Below are 12,932 nucleotides of genomic sequence, written 5' to 3'. Positions count from 1 at the left end.
CAATGAACAAGAAACCAGTAATCGTATATGGCGCAAGTGGTTATACCGGCCGCTTAGTATGTGAATTTTTACGCGAATATCAAATTCCATTTGTTGCCGCTGGCCGTAACAAACAAAAGCTAGAAGATGCGATGGCAAAAGTTCCAGGCATTGAAACAGCTAATTATGAAATTGCTGTTGTAGAACATTCTGTTGAAGCATTAACAGAATTCTTTAAAGGGGCAAAAGTTGTTTGTAACACCGTTGGTCCATTTTCTCGTTTCGGCACTGCTGTTGTTGAAGCTTGTTTAAATGCAGACTGTCATTACCTTGACACCACAGGTGAACAACAGTGGATGATTGAGATGCGTGATACGTTCTCAGAAGCTTACGCTGAGAAAGGTTTATTATTAGCGCCTTCTACTGCTTACATGCACGCCGTAGGCAACATTGCTGCTGAGTTTTGTTTAGAAAACCCAACGATTGATTCAATCAATGCTGCATGTATTCCAACTGGCGTACCAACAGTAGGCTCTACTCAAACTGTAATGGATATGGCTAGGAACAAACAATACTGGTTAGAAAATAACGAGTTAGTTGAAATTGTCGACCCAATGAAACATGCCCATGAAGTTACCATCCCAGGTTTTAACTCTTCTATCATGGCACTACCTTGGGGCGGTGGCAGCATTCCTCTATGGTATGCAAATGACACTCGTGTAAATAGTGCAAGTTCATTAACCGGTTTTACTAACCGTCCATTAATGCAAGGCGTTATGGCATTGGCTGCACATTATGAAGAGAACTTAAAAGACTTACCGGTTGAAGAGCAAGAAGCACAGCTAGATGCAATGGCTGCAGGCATTACTCCTGGTATGCCTCCTCGTGAAAACCGTACTATTCACCGCTTAGTTGACCGCGTTTACGGCGTAGGTCCTAAATCGCAAATTTGCGTAACGATTATTGGCCACAGTGCTTATATCCAAACCGGTCTAGTACAAGCCTTTATCGCTAAGCAATTGATCAACAAAGGCCCTAACAATGTTGGTTTCCAATCACCGTGTAAAGCTGTAGGTCATCATGAATTATATGGCGCGCTAGAAGGCTTTGGTTTCTGCGATATGAAAATCGAAGAGTTTTAAAGATAAATTATAAAAGCTATTTAGTTTAGCGATTAAATAGCTTTTTTTAGAGGAAAATTACATGCGTGTAATCGATTTTTTTGATCAAGGTGCTGCGTTATATCCAGATAACGTCGCCTTTCATGATCTCGCTGATAGCAGTGAGTCAACTTACAGCCAAGCAAGTAGCGTTTCGCATAAAGTTGCTTCTGCATTACATAAGCGTGGTTATGTTAAGGGTAGCAAGGTTGGTATTTTAGCGCCAAATTCAAATGTTGCCTTTGAGGTATTATTAGGTGCATTTCGTGCTGAGTCGGTTTGGTTACCAATTAACCCTAGAAACCCAATAGACATTAACATTGACCTTTTAACTCGTTTTGACGGTGATTTATTACTTTATCATTCAAATTATGAAAAAGAAGCTCGTGCAATTATTGCAGGTACGCCAAATTTAAAAGAAATTGTTTGTATTGATAAAACTGATATTGAAGGTGAAAACCTAGAGTCTTGGTTGGTTGACGCTGATGATTTTCATCAAATGGGTGATGAGCAAAACGATGACGTTGCTGCTATTTTCCCAACCGGTGGTACAACAGGTAAATCGAAAGGTGTGATCATGTCACACAAAGCGATTGAAGCTATGTTTACTAACTTCTATAGCCACTTTAATTACTATGACAACACTTGTCATTTAGTAGTTGCTCCAATGACTCATTCTGCGGGTCTTATTGGTGCCCTGCACTTTGCCCGTGGTGGTAAAAACGTAATGATGGCTGCTGCCGATCCTGAAGGTATTATGCAGGTGATTGAGCAACAAAAAATCACTCACTTCTTCTTACCGCCAACCGTAATGTACATGATGTTAGCTCATGAAAACGTTGGTAAATATGACTATTCATCACTGCAACATTTCTTGGTTGGTGCTGCCCCTACTTCACTTACTAAATTAAAAGAAGCAATAAAGGTTTTTGGTCCGGTAATGACTGAAGCGTTTGGTCAATCTGAAGCACCTGCGGCAATTTGCGCAAAAGCGCCATGGGACTACATGGACAGTAAAGGCAATATTATTGACTCTCGCTTAGCCTCTGTTGGTCGCCCTTGTGTAATGAACCAAGTAGCGATCATGGATGATGACGGTAATAAATTACCTAAAGGCCAAGCAGGTGAAATTTGCGTTAAAGGTAACTTAGTTAATCCTGGCTACTACAAAAATGAAGCTGCAACTGCTGAGGCACAAATTAACGGTTGGTTACATACTGGCGACGTTGGTGTGATGGATGATGATGGTTATATCACCATTGTTGATCGCAAAAAAGACATGATCATTACCGGTGGTTTTAACGTATTCCCAAATGAAATTGAACAAATAATTTCAGCTCATAGTGCAGTACAAGATTGTGCGGTTATTGGTATTCCTGATGAAAAATGGGGCGAGGCAGTTAAGGCCGTTGTGCAATTAAAACCTGGCCATGAATTAACTGACGTTGAATTAGCAACAATAGTTAAGCAAGAGCTGGGCAGTGTTAAAACGCCTAAGTCTATTGATTTCGTTAGCGACTTACCTCGTAGCCCGGTTGGCAAAGTACTTAAAGCCGACATTCGTAAACAGTATTGGGGCGATAAAGCCCGCGCAGTTAACTAGGATTTAAAAATGACTAGAACAGTAGTAATTTGTGGTGTTGGCATGGTGCCATTTAAAAAACCAGGAAAAAGTGACGGTTATGAAATTATGGGCCGTGATGCAGCATTTGCAGCATTACAAGACTCAACTTTAACCTACAACGATATTGACCAAGCATTTGCATCATATGTTTATGGCGACAGCTGTGCAGGACAAGCGGCTTTATATGGCGTAGGCATCACCGGGATTCCAATTACCAACGTAAATAATAACTGTGCCAGTGGCTCAACTGCCTTCTCTCTTGCCGCACAAGCAATTAAATACGGCATAAGTGAATGTGTAATGGCACTTGGTTTTGAGCAAATGACTCCTGGTGCTATCGAAATGGCTTTCCCAGATAGAACCAGCCCTTTGCAACGACATACTGATGCATTAGCAGATTTGGTTGGTGCAACTGCAGAAGAGCGTCAAATGCCACCAGCGGTAATGATGTTTGGTTGCCAAGCTGAAATTGTGATGAACGAGTACGGTATTAGCGAAGAAGCGATGGCGCAAATTGCCATTAAATCTCGTGTACACGCAGAGCACAACCCTAATGCAATTTATCGAACACCACTTACTACGGCTGAGATTTTAGAAAAACCACCAATTTATCGTGGTTTACGCAAGCTGTTTGCTTGTCCACCAAGTTGTGGCGCAGCTTCAGTAATTGTATGTAGTGAAGAGTTCGCTAAAAAGCACAATTTAGACATTAAAGTGGTATTAAAAGGCAGTGGAAACTGCAGTGATAAAGCTGATTACTTTACCTCGCACCCATTAGATATCACTTTTAGAGCATTAAGCAAACAAGCTGCAGATTTAGCTTACGCTGATGCAGGTGTAGGTCCTGAAGATATCGATGTTATCGAACTTCATGACTGTTTCACCAGTAACGAAATTCTTACCTATTCAGCGCTTGGTTTGTGCCAAGACGCTGACATAGAGAAGTTTATCATGGACGGTCAAAACACCTATGGCGGCAAATATGTTGTTGGTCCATCGGGTGGTTTATTAGCAAAAGGACATCCATTAGGCGCAACAGGTCTAGCCCAAATAACCGAGTTGGTACAACAACTTCGCGGTCAATCGGGTAACAGACAAGTTGATGGTGCTCGTATCGCTTTACAGCATAACGGCGGTTTAGGTAGTGCAGGATTCGTGAATATTTTCGAACGCCTGTAACACTACACCACCGCGGACGTTTTTATTCATTTAAGAACGTCCATTTTTTTACCCTAACGCAGTTACAAATTGAAACAAACGTAACACTTAAAACACATTTTGGCTTTTCGATTTACCTCGAAAAGTAGAAATATTTTGATTTTAAATTTGAAGTTTAAAACTATAACAACAATAAAAACAACATGTTATTAGTATCTTAGGAGCGCTAAAAATGAAAGTAACAAACACAACACGAATGAACAAAAGTAAATTGGCCTTAGCAATTGGTGCATCAATGATGTTATCAGGTCATGTAATGGCGCAAGGGGCTGCAAGCTCAGATAGTGGTAAACTTGAAGTTATTCAAGTTACGGCAACCAAGCGTACTGAAAGTATTCAAGACGTACCTATGTCTATCACTGCGATTAACGGTGATAAAATTGAAAAAGCCGGTATTGATGATTTATCAGAAATGTCAGGTTACATCCCTAACCTAACGATTTCTGAAGGTGCAATTAACACTAACATCTATATGCGTGGTGTTGGCTCTGGTATTAACCGTGCGTTTGAGCAATCTGTTGGTATGTTTGTTGATGGCATATATATGGGCCGTGGTAAACAGTTCCGAGGCGGCTTTTTAGATCTTGAACGTGCTGAAGTATTACGTGGTCCACAAGGCGTACTTTTTGGTAAAAATACAATTGCCGGTACTATAAACACGACTACCGCTAAAGCTGAAGCTGGTGGTGATTTTGAAGGTAAAGTTACTGTAGATATAGAGCCAGAATACGGTACACAAGGCTTAACGGCTGTATTAGCAACAGGTCTTACAGACGAATTTGGTGTTCGTTTAGCAGTTAAAACATCAGAAACTGATGGCTATATGGAGAATACCTACACCAACCGTGACGAAATGTCTTCAGAAGAAGACATCATGCGTTTATCTGCACATTGGGCACCTTCTGCTAATTTAGATGTGCACATGAAAGTAGAGCATTCTGAATTTTCTACCAAAGGTACTACTGCACAAATAACTGGTTTAGCACCATTAGGTGGTTTAGCTAATTTTGTTGCTGGTATGGTAGCTCCTGCACTGGACGATCAATTCAATGCAGACAAAGACGACTACAAAACCTCAACCGATCAAGTACTAAACCCTGAAATGCGTGAAGTTGAAACAGACAATGTTGCAATAAATATCGACTATTCGTTAGGTGATGGTACGTTAACATTTGTTACTGGTTACTCTGCATATGACTCTGAATTATTGCAAGATGTTGACTTCATGCCGGTAACATTTATCAATACCAATGATGTTGAAGATTTTTCACAAGTATCTCAAGAAATTCGTTACGCAACGTCAGGTAATAATAAGTTTGATTACATTACTGGTATTTATTATCAAGAAAATGAATTAGATTTTGACTTCTATTCTCATGTTGATACCACTCAAATTAACCCTGCATTAATGGCGGCTTTTGCTGGTGTTCCGGCACAAGCAATTAACCCTGCTTTTCCTGAAGGATTATCGTTAGTTGATGTTGGTATTACACCAAACGGTTTTACTCGTACAACAAACTTTAAACAAGAAACAGATTCTTTATCTGCATTTTTCCAAGGTACTTACAACTTTACCGATGACTTTAGAATTATTGCCGGTGGTCGTTATACAGAAGAAACCAAAGACGTTGTACGTCGTAGTATGAATGCAACTTTAGATTCATCATTTTACAGTAGTGCACAAAACATTACTCCACCAGCAAGCGCATACCCTTCTCCAGAGCTTAACGGTTTTGTTACTGCGACTTTACTAGGTGTAGCTGTAACAGATCCTGAAGGTGGTGGTAGCCGTGATGAAAATCAGTTCATTCCATCTGTTAAGTTCCAATACGATGTAAATGATAACTTCATGGTTTACGGTGGTGCTGAACAAGGCTTTAAATCTGGTGGCTTTAACGCTAATGCCGATGCAACTGATGAAAACAACGAGTTTGAAGAAGAGAAAGCTCTTGGTTTAGAAATTGGTTTCAAGTCAGATTTACTTGATGGCCGTGCTCGTTTAAACATGGCAGTATTCCATACAAACTTTGAAGACTTACAAGTAACAACATGGAACGGTTTTGCCTTTGAAGTTGGTAATGCTGCAGAGTCTGTGTCACAAGGTATTGAAGTTGATGGTTCATTCTTATTAACAGATAACTTAACGCTGAGTGGTTCATTCTCGTACTTAGATTCATATTACGAAGATTACGCTAATGGTCCTTGTTCTGCTGAAGTTCAAGCTACAGGCATGGAAATTTGTGATTTAACGGATGAAACAACACCATTTGCTCCTGAATTGTCATCATCATTATTCCTTGATTACATCACAGAAATTGGCACTAACATGGAGTTATTTCTACAGTTAAATGTTAACTACATGGATGACGTATTCCTAGACACAGATTTAGATCCAAATGTAATGCAAGAAGCGCACACAAAAGTAAACGCTCGCATTGCCTTAGCATCTATTGAAGAAACTTGGGAATTAGCACTAATTGGTAAAAACTTAACTGATGAAACTACGTTTTCAGCCGGTCTTGATGTACCTCTAGTTGCTGGTGGTTACATGGGTTATACCGATGCTCCTCGTACAGTATCAGTACAGGGTACTTACCGTTTCTAGGTAAGCATCCAGTATAAACCTCTAAAAGGTAAGTTCTAGGAAACTAGACCTTACCTTTTTTTTCACAATATAATCACTAAATATTTTTTAATAGCATTAAGAACTTCAAATACAAAGATGTCAATTTTTTTACCAGGTGATTAATTTTCATACTTTTGGGTGATTTTACCAAAATGACCTTCGTGGATAATTAACCATAACCAAGCAGCAGAGAGAAATTCTACAACGCTTCCACCAACCTTATTTAGTTAGTACTGAATATCTATCTCAGGAAATAAAATGTTTAATCAAAAATTTTCACAAAAGCGAGCATTTGTTACTGGCGCGGCCAGTGGTTTAGGTTTAGAAATATGCCATCAACTTGCTAAACACAACTGGCGCTTAGCAATTGCAGATATTAACAGCGAACGCTTATCAGAGACAAAAACAGAGCTCGAAAGCCTTGGTGCGAAAGAAGTAATCGCCATAGAATTGAATGTTACCGATGTAGAAGCAATATTTTCTGCCGCTGAACAAATAGAGCAAAACTGGCAGGGTATTGATTTATTATTTAACAATGCAGGTATAGCCGGCGCAGGAAAAATAGAAGAAATTGAAGGTAATGATTGGGAACGAGTTATCGACATAGATTTATGGAGTGTGATCTACGGTTGCCGTGCTTTCATACCGATGATGAAAAAACAAAACTCCGGTCATATTATCAATACAGCCTCAAGTGCTGGTACTTTGGCCGCTGCAGAAATGGCCAACTATAACGTTGCTAAAGCAGGTGTTGTATCTCTTTCAGAAACCCTAAAAGTAGAGTTATCACCAAATAATATTGGTGTCACAGTACTTTGCCCTACCGTATTTAAAACCAACTTAGGCGAATCGATTACAGGTAAAACAGCGTTCGAACGTAACTTACAGCAACAACTTAAAGAGTCAAAAATTACCAGCGCCGATATTGTCCGTAAAACATTTTCAGCAATTAAGTCAAATAAACTGTATGTAATGCCACAAAGCGACGCAACCTGGGGCTGGCGCATAAAACGTCTAATGCCAGAAACCTACGCAAAATTAATGTCCTACATGTATAAAAACCGCATTTGGATCTACAAACACTTAGACTAATTAAACTAGGGTCAGAGTCAGGTTTTTACACTAAATCCTGACTCTGACCCTAAAATTAAAAGCAGGCTTAATATGAAATTATATGAAAATACCCAAGCACCTAATGCCAGACGAGTAAGAATGTTCTTAGCCGAAAAAGGCATTGAACTTGAATCCATACAAGTTGATATTATCAAGGGTGAAAATCTACAAGCTGACTTTTTAAGTAAAAATCCACGTGGTTTGTTACCTGTTCTTGAACTAGAAGATGGCACATGTATTGATGAAACTATGGCTATTTGTCGTTACTTTGAAGACATCCAACCAGAAAATCCATTATTTGGCCATGATGCAAAAAGCAAAGCATTAATTGAGTCCAAAAACCGTCAAATAGAATTTGATGGTTTATTACCATTAGCAGATATTTTAAGAAATTCAGCACCAAACTTTGCCAACAGAGCAATTGCCGGCAGAGAAAATGTGCAAGCGATAAGTGAATTAATCCCTAGAGGTAAATCAAGCTTTCTAGAGTTTTTAAATCGCTTAGAGCAACTTTTAACACAAAACGAATACATTGCAGGAGAATACTTCTCTGTTGCCGATATTACCGCATTTTGTGTTATTGATTTTGCCAGTTGGGTAAAAATAGAAATACCAGCAACACATTGCAATACCATCACTTGGTACAACAAAGTAGTAACAAGAGCATCAGCCTTAGCCTAAAGGCAGATAAACTAGGGTCAGAGTCAGGTTAATAACTTGAATCTGACCCTATAAATTCTAAAATAGCCACCTAAAAGTGTGATAACTAACTGACTATTTGTTTATGTAAAAGCCAATGTCTGCATGAGCTTTTTCTAATTCATCAATGCCGAAAGCTCTTACCGGTCCGATAACCCCATACTCATTGATTTCGCCTGCTTTTATTTTACTCGCCATCCAAGCCATGATTTCACCGGTGTAGTAATACATATTATGGCCTGTAAGATTGTATTCTTGTATTAACTTTCCATCTTTATCATAAGCTTGGGCGATAACGAGAGAAGGATCCTCATCCTTTGCGGTAATTTTAGGGCATGTTCTTTGCGGCACTTTAATGGCAGATAGCACTTTCTTTGTAAACTTCAAATAAGTTTGGTTTTTCAATAGCTTATGTTGGAGTTTATTGAAGCCAGTGATCATAGCGCCAAATTTACCAAACCAACCAAGATAAACATTAACATTAGATAAATGCGGATAAAGAGTCGGTAATTCATAGCCTTCTGTACCAGCTACAGAGATGCCTTTAACTATTTTCCCATTAGTCTTTATGGTATGCGATTTTGCACCTAAAAAGTGTTCGTAATGCTTGTTATCGTTATAAAACACCCCTTTTTCTGTAAGGGCACCGAATAAAGATGAAATCGTGCCTGTTGTCAGATTCGCAAACCCACCTTGTTGATTACTATAGAAAATACTGATTGTTGACACATTTTCATCAAGTTCATTGGCCAACTTAGCACCAAGAAACTGACCAGGTACGTAATCAAACCCACTACTTGTCATAATCAAAGAGTTACTATTTTTTAGTTGATCTTTATACTCATTATAAACATGAGTAATAAAAGTTGGTTCACCGTTAGAATCAATATAATGAGCGCCCTTTTCAATGGCAACTTTCACAGGTATTCTTCCTAACTCATTAAAAGGTCCAACCGTAGAAATAAGCAGATCCCCCTCATTTACAATATCAGCTAAATCATCAAAATTTTGTGCGTCAGCGATATGAATAGGTAAATTATCATACTGACTCGAAAGTACAGTGAGTTTTTCCTTACTTCGACCAACGAGTATCGGCTTTATATTTTTTTTTGTTAACTGCTCTAATACAAGCTGTCCTGTTGTGCCAGTTGCACCTAGTAAAATAATGTTCATGATTTTCTCATATAAGATTATGGTTGAATTGAGTAGTGCTTATTAATGAATGACTTAATTAAGTTATGACCATTAACCTTTTGTATAACGAACATATTCTAAAAATAATAATGAATAAACGAGATCTAGTAATACCAAACCAGCCATTCCCATAGGCAATTGGTCTGCAAAAGCAAAAGAACTGAACACACCGAAAAATATTAGCTTACCTATTAGGCTGACAGTTGCTAGAGCTCTAGCATGTTCTGTTTGGATGTTTTGGCTGATATAGAAATAAACGAAACCAAAAAGCAATACCAATAAAGCCACTAATATTCTAAATGCTTCAAGCAAAGCGGATGCTTGGATATTTTCACCACCGATGAATGCATAGAATTCAGAAAACATAAACAAGATCGTAGCTCCTGCAAAAAAGTTAAATATCGCAGCGGATAAAAACATGTTTCTATAATAATTCAATCGATGACTGGACATAAAGTCTCTTGGCCTGAAATAAAAAAGGGTTAACAAATTTAATTAATTTGTCACAAATGAAACACTACCCTTTTGGGTGAATATTTTAATATACAGGTAGAGGTTTACTCAATTTCAAATTATAAACAAAAATGCCAATCTAAATAGATTGGCATTTTCATAATTGAGCTTGTTTTAGTTTTGCTGTATTTACCTAAAACCAACTTGCCATAACATTTTCAACCACTGGCGAAATTCTAAACGTTAACATCCAGTCAGGGCCAAAGTCCTCATTTTTCTCAACATAGTAATCAAGTTCAACGCTTAATTTCCAAGGTCGTTCATTCCACTGAACGGTTCTGCCTACATTAAAATTTAACGGTACCGTCCATTGTTCATTTTCCCAGTCATAAGTGAAGGTTGGTTGAGTACCATAGTTCCAGCCGCCACCAGGCAAGGCAACGAGAAATACTTGTGAGGTTGATTGACTAACTTTAATATCACCAGCAATATCCCAGTGATGGAATGCTAATATTCCAACAGCGCTATCTTGGGCCATTTTTACATAATAATACTCAGGCCCTAGTGTAGTTGTTTCACCTTGCCCTACTTTTTCATCACCTGTAGGTAATGTTATATAGGCGCCAAAGGCATGAGATACACCATCTTTTGCTTTAGGTGAATACATTAAATCAATACTTGAGTCACCAATACCACTTTCATCACTAAAGTCTGTTCCCATAAACACAGGGGTATCTATATAAAAAGGTATTGCCGGTCTAAAAAGGATTTTCGCACCACTATCTAACGGGAATGGCATAGAAGGTTGAAATAAAATAGAATTACTTTGTTGGTCATCGGCGTTTGGTAAATCACCAGTAAAAGCTTTTGTTTGAAACTTAAAGTGTAAACTTGCCAATGCAGAGGTTGGGTTAGCCAGTTCTTTGGCGACTTCATCGGTAGATTGTTTTTCTGCTGACAGAGCATTAAAACTCAAAGCACTGAAGCTCAACGCACCTAGCATTGTTATGTAAATTATCTTTTTCATTTTTATCTCCCTTAATAAAAAATCAGACATATCAATTATTAGACATGCCTGATCTATGCTCTACTGCGTTATTTTACAATTGTAAAATCACTAGGCGCCCATGTTTTATCAAACCATGGTTGTAATGGTCCATATAAACGTAACATGGCAAACCATGCTTTACCTGGAGTTGTCTCAGTGAAATTCTCTTGCGGTTTCCCCTTTGGTAGTTGCGGGCCAAAATATAAAGTTACCGAGCCATCTTCGTTATAAACTAAATCATCTCGCTTATTATTTTTACTTGGGTACTTTGAACCACCAGGCACTTGCAATTCCGAACGTGTTTGGGGATCGTAAGCCACCATTGACCAAAAGTCTTTTGCTGGTGCATCAGCCGGCAGTGTCACTTGATAGGTTTTTTCACCAAATAGAATCTCACCATTGTTATCACCGGTTGTCATCGCATAATTAGAGCCAATACCAGGTATTTGTAATGCCATTGCAGGTGTATTTACGGTGGCAATGTAGAAGAATAACGTACGAGCATCCATATTACGGCCGCCCTCACCGCCATCTTTTAACCATTGGTAATCACGGCCAATAAAACCAGTAAACCATTGCTTGCCCTCAAAGAAATAAGCTGATTCATCACGTGTCTTAAAAGCTATGCTGCGTGCCGTTGCATTACCTACAGCTACTGCATCTTGTAAAATTGCTTTCATTCTAGCGTCAGGCTTAAATGGCTTGCCTTTTTGTAAACCAATAGCGGCTGCTTGACCACGTAATTCAGGATCTAAAAATGAAACCGGTTCTTTTTCTAGTACATGCCAGAGCTCTTCATAAAACTTATAATCGTTCGCATGAACGGTATTAAAGAATTTGCCAGAGCCATTGGTAAATTTCATTTCTTTTGGATTTTTAGCATCTTTAAGTGGGTATATTTTTAAACCGGTACGCCACATATTGGATGCATGTTCAGGCTTGCCGTCTTTTAAGAAGCCACGTAAAATTAGCCAGTTATTGTAACTGGTTGATTGTGCTATCCAGACTTTAGTTTCTTTATCACCAACCATCACAGTTGCACGGGTATCTTTACCTCGGTGTTGCATGCCATTTAATGTTGGTTTTAAGTCGCCCTTGTAATCGGGTGGTAAAATAATATAAGTACCACCTTTTTTTGCATCAGGTCCTGGCGCGCCCATATCAACAACAAAACGGAAAAACGCATCGTTGACCGTACCAGGGCCAGCTCCTGCTGGGATTTCTACGACGGTAACGCCATCTCTTTCTAGATCAAGCATGGCTGCAGCATAAACAGTATCAGTATTACCTGTTAAAAATAATGGAGTAGAATCCATTAAGTTATCAAAAACTAATACTTCATTAGAATCGTCAACACCTACACTCTTCATTCCTAAACGGATGCCTTCAACAGATGTTGCTGGAATAAAGTTTAAAAAGACATCAACCCCTCGAATAAAGTCTAAGTTGTCATATACTTTTTGTAAGGTTTCATCGGTAGGAATACCATCGTAAAATTTTAATTCACCGATGCTCGTTTCTACCGAATTAGGTGTCATTATTTCAGTCGGTATTGTTTCATTAAACCCTTTTGTAGGTTGTTCTTTTGCCATTGATGAAGTTGGTAAAAGAAATGTTGTAACTAAAACAGTCGTGATAGCTAGCGCAGTTGCTTTTTTAGAAAATTTAGCCATTTGAGTTTCCTCGATTAATTAATTTCATTAAATGATATACATTCAATTTATGTTTGGATAATTGCTTATTTTCATTATGCATTATACGTAAGGGTTATGAGGCACCATCTAGGTCATGCGCAGATTGGATTTCACTTAATGACCT

The 12,932-nt window shown here is 38.6% G+C and carries 10 protein-coding genes; 6 read left to right on the top strand and 4 right to left on the bottom strand.

Annotated features, from left to right (window positions below; genetic code table 11):
• Positions 1-2 precede the first annotated feature (2 nt).
• The 6 genes from RGQ13_RS07795 (at position 3) to RGQ13_RS07770 (ending at position 8,401) form a co-directional block, all read left to right on the top strand.
• On the top strand, positions 3-1,121 hold the full coding sequence (locus RGQ13_RS07795; protein ID WP_348392993.1) for a saccharopine dehydrogenase family protein: 1,119 nt from the start codon (positions 3-5) through the stop codon (positions 1,119-1,121).
• A 61-nt stretch (positions 1,122-1,182) separates the two neighbouring features.
• Positions 1,183-2,742 carry a class I adenylate-forming enzyme family protein gene (locus RGQ13_RS07790; RefSeq protein ID WP_348392992.1) on the top strand — a complete coding sequence of 520 codons (1,560 nt, stop codon included), beginning with the start codon at positions 1,183-1,185 and terminating at the stop codon, positions 2,740-2,742.
• Positions 2,743-2,751: 9 nt separating this feature from the next.
• Entirely contained in the window at positions 2,752-3,942 is a 1,191-nt protein-coding gene (locus RGQ13_RS07785; protein ID WP_348392991.1) for a thiolase C-terminal domain-containing protein, read from the top strand.
• Between the two features lie 211 nt (positions 3,943-4,153).
• Complete coding sequence (locus RGQ13_RS07780; RefSeq protein ID WP_348392990.1) at positions 4,154-6,586, top strand: TonB-dependent receptor; 2,433 nt, start codon at positions 4,154-4,156, stop codon at positions 6,584-6,586.
• 279 nt (positions 6,587-6,865) lie between these two features.
• On the top strand, positions 6,866-7,699 hold the full coding sequence (locus RGQ13_RS07775; protein ID WP_348392989.1) for an SDR family NAD(P)-dependent oxidoreductase: 834 nt from the start codon (positions 6,866-6,868) through the stop codon (positions 7,697-7,699).
• A gap of 72 nt (positions 7,700-7,771) precedes the next feature.
• Positions 7,772-8,401 carry a glutathione S-transferase family protein gene (locus RGQ13_RS07770; RefSeq protein WP_348392988.1) on the top strand — a complete coding sequence of 210 codons (630 nt, stop codon included), beginning with the start codon at positions 7,772-7,774 and terminating at the stop codon, positions 8,399-8,401.
• Positions 8,402-8,494: 93 nt separating this feature from the next.
• Here the strand turns inward: RGQ13_RS07770 and RGQ13_RS07765 are convergent, their stop codons facing one another.
• The 4 genes from RGQ13_RS07765 to RGQ13_RS07750 form a co-directional block, all read right to left on the bottom strand.
• Positions 8,495-9,592 carry a saccharopine dehydrogenase NADP-binding domain-containing protein gene (locus RGQ13_RS07765; RefSeq protein WP_348392987.1) on the bottom strand — a complete coding sequence of 366 codons (1,098 nt, stop codon included), beginning with the start codon at positions 9,590-9,592 and terminating at the stop codon, positions 8,495-8,497.
• A 72-nt stretch (positions 9,593-9,664) separates the two neighbouring features.
• Positions 9,665-10,066 (bottom strand): hypothetical protein, encoded by a 402-nt coding sequence (locus RGQ13_RS07760; RefSeq protein ID WP_348392986.1) that lies wholly within the window; start codon positions 10,064-10,066, stop codon positions 9,665-9,667.
• Positions 10,067-10,259: 193 nt separating this feature from the next.
• Positions 10,260-11,093: a hypothetical protein gene (locus RGQ13_RS07755; protein ID WP_348392985.1), complete on the bottom strand. Its 834-nt coding sequence runs from the start codon at positions 11,091-11,093 to the stop codon at positions 10,260-10,262.
• A gap of 68 nt (positions 11,094-11,161) precedes the next feature.
• Entirely contained in the window at positions 11,162-12,787 is a 1,626-nt protein-coding gene (locus RGQ13_RS07750) for a DUF1254 domain-containing protein (protein WP_348392984.1), read from the bottom strand.
• Between the last annotated feature and the right edge of the window lie 145 nt (positions 12,788-12,932).

Origin of the sequence: Thalassotalea psychrophila (assembly GCF_031583595.1) — a bacterium.
GTDB lineage: Bacteria > Pseudomonadota > Gammaproteobacteria > Enterobacterales > Alteromonadaceae > Thalassotalea_A > Thalassotalea_A psychrophila.
Note: the sequence above shows the minus strand (reverse complement) of the source record. Positions and strands in the feature narration are given on the sequence as shown.

What these genes read in the sequence shown, in the direction of transcription:
- RGQ13_RS07795 (WP_348392993.1), top strand. Translation starts at nt 3, where the DNA reads ATGAACAAGAAACCAGTAATCGTATATGGCGCAAGTGGTTATACCGGC.
- RGQ13_RS07790 (WP_348392992.1), top strand. Translation starts at nt 1,183, where the DNA reads ATGCGTGTAATCGATTTTTTTGATCAAGGTGCTGCGTTATATCCAGAT.
- RGQ13_RS07785 (WP_348392991.1), top strand. Translation starts at nt 2,752, where the DNA reads ATGACTAGAACAGTAGTAATTTGTGGTGTTGGCATGGTGCCATTTAAA.
- RGQ13_RS07780 (WP_348392990.1), top strand. Translation starts at nt 4,154, where the DNA reads ATGAAAGTAACAAACACAACACGAATGAACAAAAGTAAATTGGCCTTA.
- RGQ13_RS07775 (WP_348392989.1), top strand. Translation starts at nt 6,866, where the DNA reads ATGTTTAATCAAAAATTTTCACAAAAGCGAGCATTTGTTACTGGCGCG.
- RGQ13_RS07770 (WP_348392988.1), top strand. Translation starts at nt 7,772, where the DNA reads ATGAAATTATATGAAAATACCCAAGCACCTAATGCCAGACGAGTAAGA.
- RGQ13_RS07765 (WP_348392987.1), bottom strand. Translation starts at nt 9,592, where the DNA reads ATGAACATTATTTTACTAGGTGCAACTGGCACAACAGGACAGCTTGTA.
- RGQ13_RS07760 (WP_348392986.1), bottom strand. Translation starts at nt 10,066, where the DNA reads ATGTCCAGTCATCGATTGAATTATTATAGAAACATGTTTTTATCCGCT.
- RGQ13_RS07755 (WP_348392985.1), bottom strand. Translation starts at nt 11,093, where the DNA reads ATGAAAAAGATAATTTACATAACAATGCTAGGTGCGTTGAGCTTCAGT.
- RGQ13_RS07750 (WP_348392984.1), bottom strand. Translation starts at nt 12,787, where the DNA reads ATGGCTAAATTTTCTAAAAAAGCAACTGCGCTAGCTATCACGACTGTT.